Annotated in this window: 16 protein-coding genes; 7 read left to right on the top strand and 9 right to left on the bottom strand. The window is 62.0% G+C overall.

Annotated elements, in window-relative coordinates:
- Positions 1–50 precede the first annotated feature (50 nt).
- From AB4P90_RS17675 to AB4P90_RS17660, 4 genes are read left to right on the top strand one after another with little or no spacing between them, the layout of a single operon-like run.
- Positions 51–524, top strand: coding sequence for a MarR family winged helix-turn-helix transcriptional regulator (locus AB4P90_RS17675; RefSeq protein WP_014718945.1), 474 nt, complete (start codon positions 51–53; stop codon positions 522–524).
- Positions 521–1,972 carry an efflux transporter outer membrane subunit gene (locus AB4P90_RS17670; protein ID WP_020302330.1) on the top strand — a complete coding sequence of 484 codons (1,452 nt, stop codon included), beginning with the start codon at positions 521–523 and terminating at the stop codon, positions 1,970–1,972. The genes AB4P90_RS17675 and AB4P90_RS17670 overlap by 4 nt, the downstream gene beginning before the upstream one ends.
- Positions 1,973–1,987: 15 nt before the next feature.
- Positions 1,988–3,187 carry an efflux RND transporter periplasmic adaptor subunit gene (locus tag AB4P90_RS17665; protein WP_014718943.1) on the top strand — a complete coding sequence of 400 codons (1,200 nt, stop codon included), beginning with the start codon at positions 1,988–1,990 and terminating at the stop codon, positions 3,185–3,187.
- On the top strand, positions 3,187–4,716 hold the full coding sequence (locus AB4P90_RS17660) for a DHA2 family efflux MFS transporter permease subunit (RefSeq protein WP_395605192.1): 1,530 nt from the start codon (positions 3,187–3,189) through the stop codon (positions 4,714–4,716). Before AB4P90_RS17665 ends, AB4P90_RS17660 begins: the two co-directional genes overlap by 1 nt.
- Before the next feature lie 149 nt (positions 4,717–4,865).
- On the opposite strand, the gene lpxH is transcribed toward AB4P90_RS17660, so the two are convergent.
- A complete protein-coding gene (lpxH, locus tag AB4P90_RS17655) occupies positions 4,866–5,615 on the bottom strand; it encodes a UDP-2,3-diacylglucosamine diphosphatase (protein ID WP_034133801.1) in 750 nt (249 codons plus the stop codon).
- Positions 5,612–6,118 carry a peptidylprolyl isomerase gene (locus tag AB4P90_RS17650; RefSeq protein ID WP_014718940.1) on the bottom strand — a complete coding sequence of 169 codons (507 nt, stop codon included), beginning with the start codon at positions 6,116–6,118 and terminating at the stop codon, positions 5,612–5,614. The genes lpxH and AB4P90_RS17650 overlap by 4 nt, the downstream gene beginning before the upstream one ends.
- Before the next feature lie 237 nt (positions 6,119–6,355).
- On the opposite strand from AB4P90_RS17650, the gene AB4P90_RS17645 reads away from it, so the two are divergent.
- Positions 6,356–8,056 (top strand): glutamine--tRNA ligase/YqeY domain fusion protein, encoded by a 1,701-nt coding sequence (locus AB4P90_RS17645; RefSeq protein WP_014718939.1) that lies wholly within the window; start codon positions 6,356–6,358, stop codon positions 8,054–8,056.
- Between the two features lie 15 nt (positions 8,057–8,071).
- Complete coding sequence (gene cysS, locus AB4P90_RS17640; protein WP_032902823.1) at positions 8,072–9,454, top strand: cysteine--tRNA ligase; 1,383 nt, start codon at positions 8,072–8,074, stop codon at positions 9,452–9,454.
- A 199-nt stretch (positions 9,455–9,653) separates the two neighbouring features.
- Here cysS and AB4P90_RS17635 read toward each other — a convergent pair whose 3' ends face one another.
- The 7 genes from AB4P90_RS17635 to AB4P90_RS17605 form a co-directional block, all read right to left on the bottom strand.
- Positions 9,654–9,992 (bottom strand): Na+/H+ antiporter subunit G, encoded by a 339-nt coding sequence (locus AB4P90_RS17635; RefSeq protein WP_020302326.1) that lies wholly within the window; start codon positions 9,990–9,992, stop codon positions 9,654–9,656.
- Positions 9,989–10,267 (bottom strand): K+/H+ antiporter subunit F, encoded by a 279-nt coding sequence (locus AB4P90_RS17630; protein WP_003192168.1) that lies wholly within the window; start codon positions 10,265–10,267, stop codon positions 9,989–9,991. The genes AB4P90_RS17635 and AB4P90_RS17630 overlap by 4 nt, the downstream gene beginning before the upstream one ends.
- Complete coding sequence (locus AB4P90_RS17625) at positions 10,264–10,752, bottom strand: Na+/H+ antiporter subunit E (RefSeq protein ID WP_014718934.1); 489 nt, start codon at positions 10,750–10,752, stop codon at positions 10,264–10,266. The genes AB4P90_RS17630 and AB4P90_RS17625 overlap by 4 nt, the downstream gene beginning before the upstream one ends.
- Positions 10,749–12,431 (bottom strand): monovalent cation/H+ antiporter subunit D, encoded by a 1,683-nt coding sequence (locus AB4P90_RS17620; protein ID WP_014718933.1) that lies wholly within the window; start codon positions 12,429–12,431, stop codon positions 10,749–10,751. Before AB4P90_RS17620 ends, AB4P90_RS17625 begins: the two co-directional genes overlap by 4 nt.
- A complete protein-coding gene (locus AB4P90_RS17615) occupies positions 12,428–12,772 on the bottom strand; it encodes a Na+/H+ antiporter subunit C (protein WP_003192163.1) in 345 nt (114 codons plus the stop codon). The genes AB4P90_RS17620 and AB4P90_RS17615 overlap by 4 nt, the downstream gene beginning before the upstream one ends.
- Positions 12,772–15,693, bottom strand: a complete 2,922-nt coding sequence (locus AB4P90_RS17610; protein ID WP_137271343.1) for a monovalent cation/H+ antiporter subunit A — start codon at positions 15,691–15,693, stop codon at positions 12,772–12,774. Before AB4P90_RS17610 ends, AB4P90_RS17615 begins: the two co-directional genes overlap by 1 nt.
- Positions 15,694–15,898: 205 nt before the next feature.
- The gene (locus AB4P90_RS17605) at positions 15,899–16,828 is read right to left on the bottom strand and encodes a DMT family transporter (RefSeq protein WP_019819413.1); all 930 of its coding nucleotides are present in this window, start codon (positions 16,826–16,828) and stop codon (positions 15,899–15,901) included.
- Between the two features lie 92 nt (positions 16,829–16,920).
- On the opposite strand from AB4P90_RS17605, the gene AB4P90_RS17600 reads away from it, so the two are divergent.
- A complete protein-coding gene (locus tag AB4P90_RS17600; RefSeq protein WP_014718931.1) occupies positions 16,921–17,484 on the top strand; it encodes a helix-turn-helix domain-containing protein in 564 nt (187 codons plus the stop codon).
- The last annotated feature ends 9 nt before the right edge of the window (positions 17,485–17,493 follow it).

Genomic DNA, 17,493 nt, shown 5'->3' with positions numbered 1-17,493 from the left:
TAACATCCCGTCACACATTCACTGCCTAGGCAGTAATAAGGTGACTTTCGATGCCTCACTTCACCCCTGACAACTTCCACAACTGCCACCTCGGCCTGTTGCTGGGCCGCGCCGCGATCCTCAAGGACCGCATCATCGACACCCATATGGAACCCCACGGCATTACCGCGGCGCAGTTCAAGGTGTTGATCATCATGGCCCAGTTCGGCGTCGACACCCCGGCGGAGCTGTGCCGCAACCTGTCCCTGGACAGCGGTTCGATGACGCGCATGCTCGACCGGCTGGAGCAAAAAGACTTGCTCAGCCGCAAGCGTTCCGAGCTGGATCGCCGCCAAGTGCAGTTGGTGCTGACCGCCGAAGGCCAGCGCCTGGCGGACATGCTCCCGCATATTGGCGCCAAGGCGCTCAACCAGTTGGCCGGCGTGCTTGAGCCGGGCGAGCTGGAAACCCTGGAGCGGATCCTGAAGAAAATGCTGATCGCTGCGGGTGACCCCATCACGATCCAGCGGGTAGGTCGATCATGAACACACGCGCACTCAGCCTGGTGCTGGCGGCGATGACGTTGGCCGGTTGTGCCAACTACAGCGGCCTCGATACCCAGGGCCAGCGCCTCGACGCCAACACCCTGCACACCGGCAAGTCCCTGAGCGGGGTGACGCTGTCGAGCGCCGCCTGGCCGGCCGCTGACTGGTGGAAAAGCCTGGGCGACCCTCAGCTTGACGGCCTGATCCAGGAAGCCCTGCAAAACAGCCCCGACATGCAAGTCGCCGACGCTCGTGCGCATCAGGCCGAAGCCGCCGCCTATGCCGCCAACGCCGCGCGTATGCCGACCGTGGATGCCAGCGCTGGCGTGAGCCGTTCGCGCCTGGCCAAGGACCAGGACCCACGCGGGCAGGGCGATGCCTATTCGACGGTGCGTAACATCGGCGCCAGCTTCAATTACAACTTCGACCTCTGGGGCGGCCAGCGCGCCGCCTGGGAAGCGGCGTTGGGCGAGGCCCGTGCTGCCGAAGTCGACCAGCAGGCCGCGCGCCTGACACTGGCCGCGAACGTGGCCAAGGCCTACAGCGACCTGGGCCAGGCGCATATCGTGCGTGACCTGGCCGTCGATGACCTCAAGCGTACCCGCCAGATGCTCGACCTGAGCAAGCGCCGCCTGAGTTCCGGTATCGACAGCGAGTACCAGTTCCAGCAGACCGAGAGCCTGGAAGCCAGTTCTCAGTCGCAACTGATTGATGCGGAAAAACAACTGCAAAGCGCCAAGATCGCGTTGGCTGTGTTGCTCGGCAAAGGCCCGGACCGCGGTGACGAGTTGGCGCGCCCAGCGGTGCTCAAACCCAGCGCCGTGGCCGTGCCGGCGGTGTTGCCTGCCGAGCTGCTCGGCCGTCGCCCGGACCTGGTCGCCGCACGTTGGCGCGTAGAGGCCGCGAGCAAGAACATCGATGCCAGCAAGACCCGCTTCTACCCCAACCTCAACCTGAGCGCGAGCGCCGGTGCCGAGTCGTTGCTGGGCGATGCGATGTTCGGTTCGGCCAGCCGCTTCTTCAATATCGCACCGACGATTTCGCTGCCGATCTTTGACGGCGGCCGTCTGCGTGCTGATCTCGATGCCCGCGACGCCGACTACGACCTGGCCGTGGCCCAGTACAACAAAACCCTGGTGCAAGCCTTGGGTGATATCGGCAACAGCCTGTCCCAACTGCGCGATACCGGTCGGCAGATCCAGGCCCAGCAACACGCGGCCGACATCGCGCAACAGTCCTACGACACCGGGGTGCAACGCTACAGCTCAGGCATCGGTAACTACCTGGATGTGCTCAGCATCGAGCAGCAACTGCTACAGGCCCAGCGTCAGCTGGCGACCCTGAATGCGGCGCAGATCGACCTGTCGATTCAATTGATGCAGGCCCTGGGTGGCGGGTATCACGCCAACAGCGTGGCCGCGACCACCCCCGCAACACGCACGGAATAATTTGAGGTATTTGTCATGGCCACTGCCGAAAGCACCAACGCAACCGAACAACCCAAAGACACCAACCCGCGCAAACGCAAAGTGATGCTGATCGGCCTGGCGCTGATCGTCATCCTCAGTGTGGTGGGCGTGTGGGCCTGGTATGAGTTCTACGGGCGCTTCAATGAAAGCACCGACGACGCCTATGTGAACGGCAACGTGGTGGAGATCACCCCGCTGGTCACCGGCACCGTGGTCAGCATCGGCGCCGACGATGGTGACCTGGTCCATGAAGGCCAGGTGCTGATCAATTTCGACCCCAACGACGCCGCAGTCGGCCTGCAAAGTGCCCAGGCCAATCTGGCCCGCACCGTGCGCCAGGTACGCGGCCTGTATAGCAACGTCGATGGCATGAAAGCGCAGGTCAATGCGCAGAAAGCCGATGTGCAAACCGCCCAGGACAACTACAACCGCCGTAAGACCCTGGCCCAGGGCGGCGCGATTTCCCAGGAAGAACTCTCCCACGCTCGCGACAGCCTGACCGCCGCCAAGAACGCCTTGACCAACCTTGAGCAACAACTCAAAACCACCAATGCCCTGGTGGATGACACGGTGATTTCGTCCCATCCCGATGTGCAAGCGGCCGCCGCGCAACTGCGCCAGGCGTACCTGACCAATGCCCGCAGCACCTTGATCGCGCCGGTCACCGGCTATGTGGCCAAGCGCACCGTGCAACTGGGCCAGCGCGTCCAGCCGGGCACGGCGCTGATGGCGGTGATCCCGCTGGACCAGCTGTGGATCGACGCCAACTTCAAGGAAACCCAACTGCGGGATATGCGCATCGGCCAGCCGGTGGATATCGAGTCGGACATCTACGGCAGCGACGTCAAGTACAGCGGCACCGTCGACAGCCTCGGCGCCGGCACCGGCAGCGCGTTCGCCTTGTTGCCTGCACAGAACGCCACCGGCAACTGGATCAAGATCGTGCAGCGGGTACCGGTGCGTATCCACATCAACGCCGAAGAGCTGGCCAAGCACCCGCTGCGCGTGGGCTTGAGCACCGTGGTGAATGTAGACCTGCACGACCAGAGCGGCCCGGTGCTGGCGCAACAGGCGCCGCAAAAAGCCTCGTTCACCACCAACGTGTATGACCGCCAATTGGCCGAAGCCGATGCCATGATCAACCAGTTGATCCATGACAACAGCGTCGCCGCTCCCAAGGCTGCGCAACGCTGATGAGCAATAACGCCTCGTTCACGCCACCCAGCCTGTTGATGGCCACTATTGGCCTGTCGCTGGCGACCTTTATGCAGGTGCTCGACACCACCATCGCCAACGTGGCGTTGCCGACCATCTCCGGCAACCTGGGGGTGAGTTCGGAGCAGGGCACCTGGGTGATCACCTCGTTTGCGGTGAGCAACGCCATCGCCTTGCCGCTCACCGGTTGGTTGAGCCGGCGCTTTGGCGAGGTGAAGCTGTTTTTGTGGGCGACCCTGCTGTTTGTGCTGGCGTCGTTCCTGTGCGGTATTTCCACCTCGATGCCTGAGTTGATCGGCTTTCGGGTGCTGCAAGGCTTGGTCGCCGGGCCGTTGTACCCGATGACCCAGACCTTGTTGATTGCGGTCTATCCACCGGCCAAGCGCGGCATGGCTCTGGCGTTATTGGCGATGGTCACGGTGGTCGCGCCGATTGCCGGGCCCATCCTCGGCGGCTGGATCACCGACAGCTACAGTTGGCCGTGGATCTTTTTCATCAACGTGCCCATCGGTATCTTCGCGGTGATGGTGGTGCGTGCGCAGCTGAAAAAGCGCCCGGTGGTCACCAGTCACCAGCCGATGGACTACGTTGGGCTGCTGAGCCTGATCGTCGGTGTGGGTGCCTTGCAGATCATCCTCGACAAGGGCAATGACCTGGACTGGTTCGAGTCCAACTTCATCATCATCGGTGCGGCCATTTCGGTGATTGCCCTGGCGGTGTTCGTGATCTGGGAGATGACCGACAAGCACCCGGTGGTCAATCTGCGGCTGTTCGCACACCGTAACTTCAGGATCGGTACCATTGTGCTGATCCTCGGTTATGCGGGCTTTTTCGGCATCAATCTGATCCTGCCGCAGTGGCTGCAAACCCAGATGGGCTACACCGCCACCTGGGCCGGGCTGGCGGTGGCGCCGATCGGCATTTTGCCGGTGCTGATGTCGCCATTCGTGGGCAAGTACGCGCACAAGTTCGACCTGCGCCTGCTGGCGGGCCTGGCGTTCCTGGCGATTGGCTTGAGTTGCTTTATGCGCGCCGGTTTCACCAACGAAGTGGACTTTACCCACATCGCCATGGTGCAGCTGTTCATGGGCATCGGCGTGGCGCTGTTCTTCATGCCGACCTTGAGCATCCTGATGTCCGACCTGCCGCCGCACCAGATTGCCGACGGCGCGGGGCTGGCGACCTTCCTGCGTACCTTGGGCGGCAGCTTCGCGGCGTCGCTGACCACATGGATCTGGATCCGCCGGGCCGACCAGCACCATGCCTACATGAGCGAGAACATGACCGTCTACGACTCGACCACCCGCGATGCGTTGCAGGCGCTGGGCGGGGCAGGGCAGAAGGCCTATACCCAGCTGGACCAGATTCTCACCAGCCAGGCGTACATGATGTCCACCGTGGATTACTTCACGTTGCTAGGGTGGATGTTCATGGGCTTGATGTTGCTGGTGTGGCTGGCCAAGCCGCCGTTTACCGCAAAGGCCGGGCCTGCGGCTTCGGGGCACTGATCATAAGGTCAGCGCGGTTCCTGTGGGAGCTGGCTTGTGTGGGAGCTGGCTTGCCTGCGATGCAGACACCTCGGTGTATCAGATGCACCGAGGTGATGCTATCGCAGGCAAGCCAGCTCCCACAGGTTGATCGTTGTTGTGGCAGAGATTCAGGCGCCAGGCAACGCCAACTGCGGATTGACGAAGTCAAACGCCGCCAGTTGAAAGCCTTGCTCATCCACCTGCAATGCCCAGCCTTGCTTGTCCCAGTCCCCCAGCACAATGCGCTTGGCCGCTTGGTCGCCGATCTGCAACTTATGGATGGCGGGGCGGTGGGTATGGCCGTGGACCAGGGTGCGCACGCCAAACTGCTGCATCACCCGTGGCACTTCTTCAGGCGTGACATCGACGATGTCATTGGCCTTCATGCGCACCTGGGCGCTGCTCTCACTGCGCAGCTTGCGCGCCAGTTTATGGCGGGTGCCCAAGGGCAGGTGGCGCAGGATAAACAGCACAATCGGGTTACGCAGGATGCGCCGCAGCTTCATATAGCCAAGGTCGCGGGTGCAAAGGCTGTCGCCGTGCATCAACAGCACAGGCTCGCCATACAACTGCACGACCGTCGGGTCTTTGAGCAAGGTAGCGCCTGCCGCTTTGCAGAACGCCTTGCCGATCAGGAAATCACGGTTGCCGTGCATGATGAAAATCGGGGTGCCGCTGTCGCTCAGCTCGCGTAGAGCCGCGCAGATGGAACGCTGGAAGGGGGTCATGCCATCGTCGCCAATCCAGGCTTCGAAGAAGTCCCCCAGAATGTACAACGCCTGGGCACCACGGGCGCGGCCGTGGAGCAGATCCAGAAACGCCCGGGTAATGTCCGGGCGTTCCTCTTCCAGATGCAAGTCTGAAATCAGCAATATCACGCTTCGATGATCTCGGCTTTCTCGACGATCACGTCTTCGGCTGGAACGTCCTGGTGACCGGCCTTGGAGGTGGTGGATACGCCTTTGATCTTGTCGACAACGTCAGTGCCTTGGGTGACTTTACCGAACACCGCGTAGCCCCAACCCTGCACGTTCTTGCCGCTGTGGTTCAGGAAGGCATTGTCGGCGACGTTGATGAAGAACTGCGCGGAGGCCGAATGCGGCTCCATGGTACGGGCCATGGCGACGGTGTACTTGTCGTTGGAAAGGCCGTTGTCCGCTTCGTTCTGGATGCTTGGACGCTTGTCTTTCTTCTCTTTCATGCCCGGCTCGAAACCGCCGCCCTGGATCATGAAGTTGCCGATGACACGGTGGAAAACGGTGTTTTCGTAGTGGCCGGCTTTCACGTATTCAATGAAGTTGGCGACGGTGATCGGCGCTTTCTCGGCGTTCAGCTCGATGACGATGTCACCGTGGTTGGTGGTCAGTTTGACTTGAGTCATGTTCACTACTCTTTTCAGGGAATTCGTGGGTGTGGGCGCCTGGGCACCTTACCTGTCTGGCTAAACGACGGCCAAGGCGCGCAGTTTAGCGTGCCCTGCGGGAATTTCGAGGTGGTTTTTTACCGCCCGGGCAATTAATTGGCCGCGCTCTGTATGTGTCTTGACTGCTTCGGCTATTATGAGCCCTTTGTTTTATCTGGCCCCACCTGGCCATGCACCTGTCTGTTCAAGGATCCTATGAGCAAGCCCACTGTCGACCCTACCTCGAATACCAAGGCCGGACCTGCCGTCCCGGTCAATTTCCTGCGCCCGATCATCCAGGCGGACCTGGATTCGGGCAAGCACACGCAGATCGTCACCCGTTTCCCGCCAGAGCCCAACGGCTACCTGCACATCGGCCACGCCAAGTCGATCTGTGTGAACTTCGGCCTGGCCCAGGAGTTCGGTGGCGTCACGCACCTGCGTTTCGACGACACCAACCCGGCCAAGGAAGACCAGGAATACATCGACGCCATCGAAAGCGACATCAAGTGGCTGGGCTTCGAATGGTCCGGTGAAGTGCGCTATGCCTCCAAGTATTTCGACCAGTTGTTCGACTGGGCCGTCGAGCTGATCAAGGCCGGCAAGGCTTATGTGGACGACCTGACCCCGGAGCAGGCCAAGGAATACCGTGGCACGCTGACCGAGCCGGGTAAGAACAGCCCGTTCCGCGACCGTTCGGTAGAAGAGAACCTGGACTGGTTCAACCGTATGCGCGCCGGCGAATTCCCGGACGGCGCCCGCGTGCTGCGCGCCAAGATCGACATGGCCTCGCCGAACATGAACCTGCGTGACCCGATCATGTACCGCATCCGCCATGCCCATCACCACCAGACCGGTGACAAGTGGTGCATCTACCCGAACTACGACTTCACCCACGGTCAGTCGGACGCCATCGAAGGCATCACCCACTCCATCTGCACCCTGGAGTTCGAAAGCCATCGCCCGCTGTACGAATGGTTCCTGGACAGTCTGCCGGTTCCGGCGCACCCGCGTCAGTACGAGTTCAGCCGCCTGAACCTGAACTACACCATCACCAGCAAGCGCAAGCTCAAGCAACTGGTCGATGAAAAACACGTGCATGGCTGGGACGACCCGCGCATGTCCACCCTGTCGGGCTTCCGTCGCCGTGGCTACACCCCGGCGTCGATCCGCAACTTCTGCGACATGGTCGGCACCAACCGCTCCGACGGCGTGGTCGATTTCGGCATGCTCGAATTCAGCATCCGTCAGGACCTGGATGCCAATGCACCGCGCGCCATGTGCGTGCTGCGTCCGTTGAAAGTCGTGATCACCAACTACCCGGAAGGCCAGGTCGAGAACCTCGAACTGCCGCGCCACCCGCAGAAAGAAGAGCTGGGCGTGCGCAAATTGCCATTCGCCCGCGAAATCTACATCGACCGTGACGACTTCATGGAAGAGCCGCCCAAGGGCTATAAGCGCCTGGAGCCGAATGGCGAAGTGCGCCTGCGCGGCAGCTACGTGATCCGTGCGGACGAAGCGATCAAGGACGCCGATGGCAACATCGTTGAACTGCGTTGCTCGTACGATCCGGACACCCTGGGCAAGAACCCTGAAGGCCGCAAGGTCAAGGGTGTGGTCCACTGGGTACCGGCCGCTGCCAGCATCGAGTGCGAAGTGCGCCTGTACGATCGTCTGTTCCGCTCGCCGAACCCTGAGAAGGCGGAAGACAGCGCGAGTTTCCTCGACAACATCAACCCTGACTCCCTGCAAGTACTCACTGGTTGTCGTGCCGAGCCATCGCTTGGCGACGCACAGCCGGAAGACCGTTTCCAGTTCGAGCGCGAAGGCTACTTCTGCGCGGATATCAAGGACTCGAAACCAGGCACTCCGGTATTCAACCGTACCGTGACCTTGCGAGATTCGTGGGGCCAGTGATTTAAGGGAAACATCGTGCTAACGATCTACAACACGCTCAGCAAGACCAAAGAAGTCTTCAAGCCGCTGGATGGCAACAAGGTGCGCATGTACGTGTGCGGCATGACCGTGTACGACTACTGCCACATCGGCCACGGCCGCAGCATGGTTGCCTTCGACCTGGTGACCCGCTGGTTGCGTTTCAGTGGCTATGACTTGACGTACGTGCGCAACATCACCGACATCGACGACAAGATCATCAACCGTGCCAACGAAAACGGCGAGTCGTTCGATGCGCTGACCGAGCGCATGATCGCCGCCATGCACGAGGACGAGGCGCGCCTCAACATCCTCAAGCCGGACATGGAACCGCGTGCCACGGACCACATCCCTGGCATGCACGCGATGATCCAGACCTTGATCGACAAGGGCTACGCCTACGCCCCAGGCAACGGCGACGTGTACTACCGCGTCGCCAAGTTCATGGGCTACGGCAAGCTGTCGCGCAAGAAGATCGAAGACCTGCGCATCGGCGCGCGGATCGAAGTCGACGAAGCCAAGCAGGACCCGCTCGACTTCGTACTGTGGAAAGGTACCAAGCCGGGCGAGCCGAGCTGGGAGTCGCCGTGGGGCGCCGGGCGTCCGGGCTGGCACATCGAATGCTCGGTGATGTCCACCTGCTGCCTGGGCGAGACCTTCGACATTCATGGCGGCGGCAGCGACCTTGAGTTCCCGCACCACGAAAACGAAATCGCCCAGAGCGAAGCCGCCACCGGCAAGACCTACGCCAATGCCTGGATGCACTGCGGCATGATCCGCATCAATGGCGAGAAGATGTCCAAGTCCTTGAACAACTTCTTCACCATCCGCGACGTGCTGGAAAAGTACCACCCGGAAGTGGTGCGTTACCTGCTGGTGTCGAGCCACTACCGCAGCGCCATCAACTACTCCGAAGACAACCTCAAGGACGCCAAGGGCGCTTTGGAGCGTTTCTATCACGCGTTGAAAGGCCTGCCCGCGGTGGCACCTGCAGGCGGCGAAGCCTTCGTGGCACGTTTCACCGAAGTGATGAACGACGACTTCGGCACCCCGGAAGCCTGCGCCGTGCTGTTTGAGATGGTGCGCGAGATCAACCGCTTGCGCGAGACCGATATCGACGCAGCGGCGGGCCTGGCGGCGCGCCTGAAAGAACTGGCCAGCGTGCTGGGCGTGTTGCAGATGGAAGCCGATGACTTCCTGCAAGCGGGTGCCGAAGGGCGTGTGGATGCCGCTGAGGTAGATGCACTGATCCAGGCGCGTCTGGCGGCTCGCACCAATAAAGACTGGGCGGAATCCGACCGTATCCGCGACCAACTGACCGCGATGGGTGTGGTGTTGGAAGACGGCAAGGGTGGGACGACGTGGCGGTTGGCTGACTGATCGTTGAAAGCTGCACGCTGAATGAAAAACGCCCCGACTGGTTCGGGGCGTTTTTTTGCACTCTCGTTCCCACGCTCTGCGTGGGAATGCATACCGAGACGCTCCGCGTCGCCCGCTCGCCCGAGTGGGGCGGACGCGGAGCGTCCTGGGCGGCGTTACCACGCAGAGCGTGGGAACGATCTGCGCTCCTACAAAAACATCAGCGGCGGCTGCTGACTTCGGCGGGGACGTCATCACCGGCCATGCGTTTGCGGAACAGCGCCGTTCGCGCCAGCAGCAGTGTGGTGACCGGCACGGTGATCGCGAGCAAAATCGGAATCAACCAGCCATGCAATACCGGTCCGGACTTGAGCACCGAAAAATAGATGATCGACGCCAACGCCACGCTCCACGCCCCCAGCGTCGAGGCCAGTGCCGGCGGGTGCATGCGTTGGAAAAATTCTTTCATCCGCAGCAAGCCAATCGCGCCAATCAAGGCAAACAGGCTGCTGAGCAACAGCAACGCCGCCACGATAATCTCAACCCATAACGGCATCATTCAATCACCTCCCCACGCAGCAGGAATTTGGCCAGGGCGAACGAGCCGACGAAGCCGAACAGTGCGATCAATAGCGCTGCTTCAAAGTAAGTGTCGCTGGCATAGCGAATACCCAGGGTCAGCATCATCAGCATCGCCAGGATGTACAGGTAGTCCAGCGCCAGTACCCGGTCCTGGGCCGAGGGGCCTTTGAACAGGCGCACCAGGGTCAGCACCATGGCCAGGGAGAACAGGAACAGGCTGAACAGGATCGCATTGGCGAGCAGGGCGCTCATTCGAAGATCTCCATCAGGGGCCGTTCGTAGGCGTGCTTGAATTGCTGGATAAACGAGGCTTCGTCATCCAGGTCGAAAACGTGCAGCAGCAGGATGCTGCGGTCCAGGGCCAGTTCCGACCAGACGGTGCCGGGGGTCACGCTGGTGATCATCGCCAGCACCGCCAGGCCGTTGGCGTCGCGCAGGTCCAGGGGGATCTTGATAAAGCGCGAGCGCGGTGGGCGTGAGCCGCAAGTGAGTACGCCCCAGGCCACGTGCAGGTTGGAGATGATTACGTCAAGGCCGACCCGGAAAAACAGGCGGATGATCACCCCAGGGCGACGGATGCGGATCGGCAGCGGGCGCAGCGGCGCCATCATCAGCGGCGCAAGAAAGCCCAACAGTGCGCCCAGCAGCAGGTTGCCGGGGCTGATCGACAAGTTCAGCACCAGCCACAATACCCACAACGCCAACGACAGCCAGGGAGCCGGGAACAGACGTTTCATGGCTGCACCTCCAGGGCGGCGGCCTTGGCTTCAGGGCTGGGCACTGGGCGGGTCGCGAGCACTGCCATCACGTAGTGTTCCGGGTTGTTCAGGCTTTGGGCGGTGGCCTGGGTGTAGCGCATCAGCGCCTCGGCCTTGAAGGTCAGCGCGATGCTCAACCCCAGCAGCAGGAAGATCGGCACACACTCGTAGCGGCGCAGCAGCGGTGATGGGCGTTCTTCCGGGGTCCAGAAGCGCTGGATGCCGAGGCGGGCGAAAGCGATGAGCGAGGCCAGGCCAGAGAGAATCAGCAGCGCGACCAGGCCCCAGGCCGCCGGGCGGATGGACTCGTCCACGGCGTTACCCAGGCCCAGTGGATTGATCAGCGCACTCAACAGGCTGAGCTTGCCGATAAACCCGGACAGCGGCGGCATGCCGATAATCAACAGCGCGCAGGCGATAAAGCTCAGGCCCAGGAAGGCCATGGTCCAAGGGATGACCTGGCCGATCACCGCTTTTTGCTCATCGTCCAGGTTCACACCCGGGCGCGGATGCAGCGATTCCATGGCTTTGGGCAGCGCATCAATCTCCTCATCCAGCGGCAGGTCGTTGGCCGAACGCGAACGCTCGATCAACTCCGCCAGCAAAAACAATGCACTCAGTGCCAGGGTTGAGCTGACCAGATAGAACAGCGCCCCCGCGGTCAGGCTCGGCTGGGCAAACCCTACCGCTGACAGCAGGATCCCGGCCGACACCAGGATACTCAGGCTGGCCATGCGCTCCAGGCGCTGCGCCGCCACCATCGCCAGTGCCGCGCAAATGATGGTCGCCATGCCGCCATACACCAGCCAATCCCCGCCAAACAGCGCCGAGGCGCCGGCCTGGCCGGAGAACAGCAGGGTCCACAGGCGCAGCACGGTGTACACGCCGACCTTGGTCATGATCGCGAACATTGCCGCCACCGGCGCGCTGGCCGAGGAATAGGCGGGCGCCAGCCAGAAGTTCAGCGGCCACATGCCGGCCTTGGCCAGGAACGCCGTAGCCAGGATCGCCGCACCGGCATGCAACAGGCCGCGATCCGCCTCCGGCACCAGCGGGATCTTCAACGCCAGGTCGGCAAAGTTCAGCGTGCCGGTGACGCCGTAGATCATCGCCGCGCCAATCAGGAACAGCGACGACGCCAGCAGGTTGATCGCAATGTAATGCAGCCCCGACGATACCCGCGCGCGGCCGGAACCGTGCAGCATCAGGCCGTATGAGGCGGCCAGCAGCACTTCGAAGAACACGAACAGGTTGAACAGGTCGGCGGTGAGGAAGGCGCCATACAGCCCCATCAGTTGGATCTGGAACAGGGCATGGAAGCTGGTGCCCGCACGGTCCCAGCGGGCCATGGCGAACAGCAGCGCGCTGACGCCGATAACTCCGGTCAGCACCAGCATCATCGCCGACAGTTGGTCCACCACCAACACGATGCCGAACGGCACCTGCCAGTTGCCCGGCAGGTACACGCCAATGGAGCCGGGGCCGCCTTGTTGCGTCCAGTACAAGAGCAGGATGGCCACGCCCAGGCCGACGATGCTGGAGCACAGATTGATCTGGGCTTTGAGCGGGCGGCGTTTCTCGCCCAGCATCAGCATCAGCCCGGCGGTGAGCAGCGGCAGCAGGATCGGCGCGACGATCAGTTGATTCATCCACGTCATTCCTTGGGCTCCCGGCCGTCTACATGGTCAGTGCCGGTGAGGCCCCGGGAGGCCAGCAGCACCACCAGGAACAACGCGGTCATGGCGAAGCTGATCACAATGGCCGTGAGCACCAGGGCCTGGGGCAGTGGATCGGTGTAGTTGAGCAGGTCTTGGGGCACGCCGTCCTTGATGATCGGCTCCTTGCCGATAAACAGGCTGCCCATGCTGAAGATGAACAGGTTGACCCCGTAGGACAGCAGGCACAAACCCATGACCACCTGGAACGTCCGTGGCCGCAGGATCAACCAGACGCCGGAGGCCGCCAGGACCCCAATGGCTATTGCGATGACTTCTTCCATCAGGCGGCTCCTTCGGTTGCAGCAACCACTTTGGGCTGGTTGCTCGGTTTATGCGCGCGCACCGACTGGTGGCCGAGGGCGGTGAGCATCAACAGGGTCGAGCCCACGACCATGGCGTACACGCCGACGTCAAAGAACAACGCACTGGCGATATGAATATCGCCCAGTAGCGGCAGGCTGAAATGCCAGGTATGCGTAGTGAGGAACGGGTACCCGGCGAACAGCGCACCCAGCCCGGTCAAGGTGGCCGACAGCAGGCCGAAGCCCATCCAGCGCATGGGCCGCAGGCTCATCTGCGCCTCGACCCACTGGGTGCCGGCAACCATGTATTGCAGGATAAACGCCACCGACATCACCAGCCCGGCGACGAAACCACCACCCGGTTGGTTGTGGCCACGCATGAACAGGTAGAACGACACCACCAGCGCAATCGGCAGCAGCAGGCGCACCAGCACCGCCGGCACCATCATAAAGCCCAGGGCGGTGTCGCTGGCCTGGCGCGGGTTGACCAGGTCGGTGGCCACGTCTGGCGCCAGTTGGCGCTGTTGGGGCGGCAACTCCATGCTTTCCTTGGACGGGCGGAAGCGGCGCAGCAAGGCGTACACGGTCAAGGCCACAGCGCCCAGTACGGTGATTTCGCCCAGGGTGTCGAAGCCACGGAAGTCCACCAGCATCACGTTCACCACATTGCTGCCGCCGCCTTCGGGCAGGGCACGGCTTAAGTAGAACGAGGAAATATCGTTGGGCGTCTGGCGGGTCAGCATCGCATAGGACAACAGCGCCATGCCGCCGCCGACTACGGTGGACAGCAGCAAGTCACGCAGGCGGCGGATACGCGCCTTGCGCAGCGAGCTGGGCAGGGGTGAGACCTCTTCGATCCGCCGTGGCAGCCAGCGCAGGCCAAGCAGGATCAACACGGTAGTGACTACTTCCACCACCAATTGGGTGAGGGCCAGGTCCGGCGCTGAGAACCACACGAAGGTGACGCAGGTCATCAGGCCGCACACGCTGACCATGGTCAGGGCCGCCAGCCGGTGGTACTTGGCTTGCCAGGCGGCGCCGAGGGCGCAGGCAATCGCCAGCAACCACAGGGTGACGAAGACGATGGACCCCGGGATTTTCGGGCGGTCGCCCCAGCTGAGGCCACTGTTGATCATCGGGATCATCGCGCCGATCACTGCCAGTAGCACCAACAGGAACAACTGGGTTTGCAGGCGCTTGGTGCTGATGCGTTTCTCGATCCGGCGCACACCGCGCATCATCACCACCAGGCAGCGTTCGAAACCGCGCTTGCCGTTGAAGTAGCCGATCAGCGGCGGGTATTCGAAGCGGCCACGCTTGAGTTGTTTGCGCAGCATCAGGTACAGCACCACGCCGCCGGTCATCGCCACCAGGCTCATGATCATCGGCGCGTTCCAGCCGTGCCAGATCGCCAGGCTATATTCCGGCAACGTACCGCCCACCACCGGCAGGGCGGCAGCGGCGAGGATCGAGCCGACCACCTGGGCCGGGAAAATCCCCACCAGCAGGCAGGTGAACACCAACAGCTCGACCGGTGCCCGCATCCAGCGCGGCGGCTCGTGGGGCGTGTGTGGCAAGTCGGTGGCGGGCGGGCCGAAGAACACATCCACGGTAAAACGCAGGGCATAGGCCACGCTGAATGTACCGGCAATGGTCGCGATCAGCGGCAGGGCGATTTCCACCCACTGAGTCGACGAGATAAACACGGTTTCGGCAAAGAACATCTCTTTGGACAGGAAGCCATTGAGCAACGGCACCCCGGCCATGGACGCGCTGGCGACCATCGCCAGGGTCGCGGTAAACGGGATCAGGCGCACCAGCCCGCTGAGCTTGCGGATATCCCGCGTGCCGCTTTCGTGGTCGATGATGCCCGCGGCCATGAACAGCGAAGCCTTGAAGGTGGCGTGGTTGAGAATATGGAATACCGCGGCAACAGCGGCCAGCGGGCTGTTAAGGCCCAGCAGCAGGGTGATCAGCCCGAGATGGCTGATGGTGGAATAGGCCAGCAGGCCCTTGAGATCGTTTTGAAACATGGCGCAGTAAGCGCCGAGGAGGAGCGTGAGGGCGCCGGCACCGCCGACGATCCAGAACCATTCTTCGCTGCCGGACAGCGATGGCCACAGGCGGGCCAGCAGGAACACGCCGGCCTTCACCATCGTCGCCGAGTGCAGGTAGGCCGAAACCGGCGTTGGCGCCGCCATGGCGTGGGGCAGCCAGAAATGGAAGGGGAACTGCGCGCTTTTGCTCAAGGCGCCGATCAGCACCAGGGCGAGCATGACCGGGTACAGCGAATGCGCGCGAATCTGATCGCCCGCCGCCAGCACCTGGTCCAGATCATAGCTGCCGACGATATGCCCCAGCAGCATGACCCCCGCCAACAGGCACAGCCCGCCGGCGCCGGTGACCATCAGCGCCATATACGCCCCGCGTCGCGCATCGGCACGGTGGTGCCAATAGCCGATCAGCAGGAACGAGAACAGGCTGGTCAGTTCCCAGAAGAATACGATCTGGATCAGGTTGCCGGAGATCACCAAACCCAGCATGGCGCCCATGAACGCCAGGAAAAACGCAAAGAAACGCGGCACCGGGTCGTCCGGCGACATGTAGTAGCGCGCATACAGCGACACCAGCGTGCCGATGCCCAGCACCAGCATCGAGAACAGCCAGGCAAACCCATCCATGCGCAACACGAAGTTCAGCCCCAGGCTGGGCAACCACATGAATTCTTCGCGGATCACGCCACCGTGGGCGATCTGGGGGTAGAGCAGGGCGACTTGAATAGTACCGACCAGCGCCACAAGGCCGGCCAACAGGGATTCGGTGTTACGTGCGTTATGCGGCAGCAAGGCCGCCAGACAGCTGCCGATAAAAGGCAGAAGCAGTAGAACTATCAGGGACATAGGCTTCTAATCTGCGGGAGTTTGGGATGCATCATACGTGCCGCTTTCATGATCACCAAACGCCAAGATGTGGCAGGATCCTACAAAGTAGGCTGAAACGTCCCATTTGGCACTGTTTCAACCTCCCTCTGAACTGAAATGCCGACCCTCTGGGAGCCGGGCTTGCCCGCGATGACCATAGACCTGGCACTCCAGCGTTCCCAGGTTAGCCCTGACGCTCCTGTTCCAAGGCATCTGCCAGCTCAACGGCCTTTTGCCCCTTGGTCTTCAACTCACTCACAATCACCGCCAGCACAATCAACACCGCACCCAGCATCGCGATTGGCGGGAACCGTTCCCCGGCGATCCGCCCCACAACGCCTGCCCACACCGGCTCACCGGCATAAATCAACGTCGCCCGCGTTGGCGAAACACTTTGCTGGGCCCAGTTCATTGCCACCTGGATCACCGCACTGGTCAAACCCAGGCCTACGGCGCTGAACAGCAGCAACCACGAAAAGCCGGGTAACGCCTCGCCCATCGGCACCACCATCATGAACGACAGCACTGAAGCCGTGGCCAATTGCACAACGGTCACCCGACGAATATCCACTTGGCCGGCAAATGCGCTGATCAAAATGATCTCGGCCGCTATGGCCACTGCACCGATCAGGGTGGCGATTTCACCCGCGCTGAAATTCAGCGAGGCCCCCGCCGGGCCGGTCAACAGCATCAACCCGGCAAACGCCAACATGATGCCGATGCTGGGCATCAAGCCGGGGCGACGGCCCAGCACCAGCCACTGCAACAGCGGTACGAACGGCACATACAAGGCGGTGATAAACGCCGATTGGCTGCTCAAGATGGTTTGCAGGCCAATGGTCTGCAAACCGTAGCCGAACATGATCGCCACCCCGATAAACACTCCGGCCTTCAATTCGAACAGGGTCAGGTCGCGCAGGGTGCGCAAGGAAAAGAACCCCACCACAATCGTCGCGGCTGCGAAGCGCAGGCCGACAAAGAACATCGGCCCGCTGACGGTCATGGCGTGCTGCACCAGTAAAAAGGTGCCGCCCCAGATCATGGTGATCACCACCAGGATGCATTCGGCTTTACTGAAACGGTTGAAACGCGAAGGGGAGTTCGGGGCGGTCATGGCGGCTCGGTCTTGCAAGGGGAAAGCACGGACCGCACAATGCGCCGCACGCTGGGCAGTATACTGCGCACACCCACCTATTGAGCAATATAGTGCACAAAGAAAATCCGCAACGGGCTTCGGTCCTGCAGCACGTCAGCCAGAACGTTCGTCGCCTGCGCCATGCCGCCGACTTGAGCCAGACCGCGCTCTCGGAAAAGTCCGGAGTCAGCCGGCGTATGCTGGTGGCGATTGAGGCGGGGGAGAAGAACGTCAGCCTGTCGACCCTGGACCGTGTCGCCGAAGCGTTGGGCGTGGCGTTCAGTGACCTGATCCAGGCGCCGGATGTGCGGGACCACAGCCGTATCAACGAGCTGGCCTGGGCGGGCGAGATTGTCGGCAGTAAGGCAGTGTTGCTGGCCAAGGCCACGGCACGGCGTGAAGTCGAATTGTGGGAGTGGCGGCTTGAGCCTGGTGATCGTTATTGCCCGGACCCTGATTTGGAAGGGTGGAGCGAACAACTGTTTGTGTTCGAGGGCAGCCTGACGCTGGTGATAGGTGATCAGGAAACTGTCATCGAGGCTGGAGAGTTCTTTATGTTCGCCAGCCACCAGCCCCATGCTTATCGCAATGATGGGAGCGCGGCGGTACGGTTTGTTCGAAATGTGGTGATTTGAGCAACAATA

Source organism: Pseudomonas sp. B16120 (genome assembly GCF_044218845.1).
GTDB classification, from domain to species: Bacteria; Pseudomonadota; Gammaproteobacteria; order Pseudomonadales; family Pseudomonadaceae; genus Aquipseudomonas; species Aquipseudomonas paracarnis.
The sequence above is the reverse complement of the archived record's forward strand: the minus strand, read 5'-3'. Positions and strand labels throughout refer to the sequence as shown.

Excerpts from the sequence above, each read along its gene's own strand:
- AB4P90_RS17615 (WP_003192163.1), bottom strand. The coding sequence starts at position 12,772 with ATGGAAGAAGTCATCGCAATAGCCATTGGGGTCCTGGCGGCCTCCGGC.
- AB4P90_RS17620 (WP_014718933.1), bottom strand. The coding sequence starts at position 12,431 with ATGACGTGGATGAATCAACTGATCGTCGCGCCGATCCTGCTGCCGCTG.
- AB4P90_RS17605 (WP_019819413.1), bottom strand. The coding sequence starts at position 16,828 with ATGACCGCCCCGAACTCCCCTTCGCGTTTCAACCGTTTCAGTAAAGCC.
- AB4P90_RS17625 (WP_014718934.1), bottom strand. The coding sequence starts at position 10,752 with ATGAAACGTCTGTTCCCGGCTCCCTGGCTGTCGTTGGCGTTGTGGGTA.
- AB4P90_RS17675 (WP_014718945.1), top strand. The coding sequence starts at position 51 with ATGCCTCACTTCACCCCTGACAACTTCCACAACTGCCACCTCGGCCTG.
- AB4P90_RS17610 (WP_137271343.1), bottom strand. The coding sequence starts at position 15,693 with ATGTCCCTGATAGTTCTACTGCTTCTGCCTTTTATCGGCAGCTGTCTG.
- AB4P90_RS17630 (WP_003192168.1), bottom strand. The coding sequence starts at position 10,267 with ATGAGCGCCCTGCTCGCCAATGCGATCCTGTTCAGCCTGTTCCTGTTC.
- AB4P90_RS17645 (WP_014718939.1), top strand. The coding sequence starts at position 6,356 with ATGAGCAAGCCCACTGTCGACCCTACCTCGAATACCAAGGCCGGACCT.
- AB4P90_RS17635 (WP_020302326.1), bottom strand. The coding sequence starts at position 9,992 with ATGATGCCGTTATGGGTTGAGATTATCGTGGCGGCGTTGCTGTTGCTC.
- AB4P90_RS17670 (WP_020302330.1), top strand. The coding sequence starts at position 521 with ATGAACACACGCGCACTCAGCCTGGTGCTGGCGGCGATGACGTTGGCC.
- AB4P90_RS17665 (WP_014718943.1), top strand. The coding sequence starts at position 1,988 with ATGGCCACTGCCGAAAGCACCAACGCAACCGAACAACCCAAAGACACC.
- AB4P90_RS17650 (WP_014718940.1), bottom strand. The coding sequence starts at position 6,118 with ATGACTCAAGTCAAACTGACCACCAACCACGGTGACATCGTCATCGAG.
- AB4P90_RS17660 (WP_395605192.1), top strand. The coding sequence starts at position 3,187 with ATGAGCAATAACGCCTCGTTCACGCCACCCAGCCTGTTGATGGCCACT.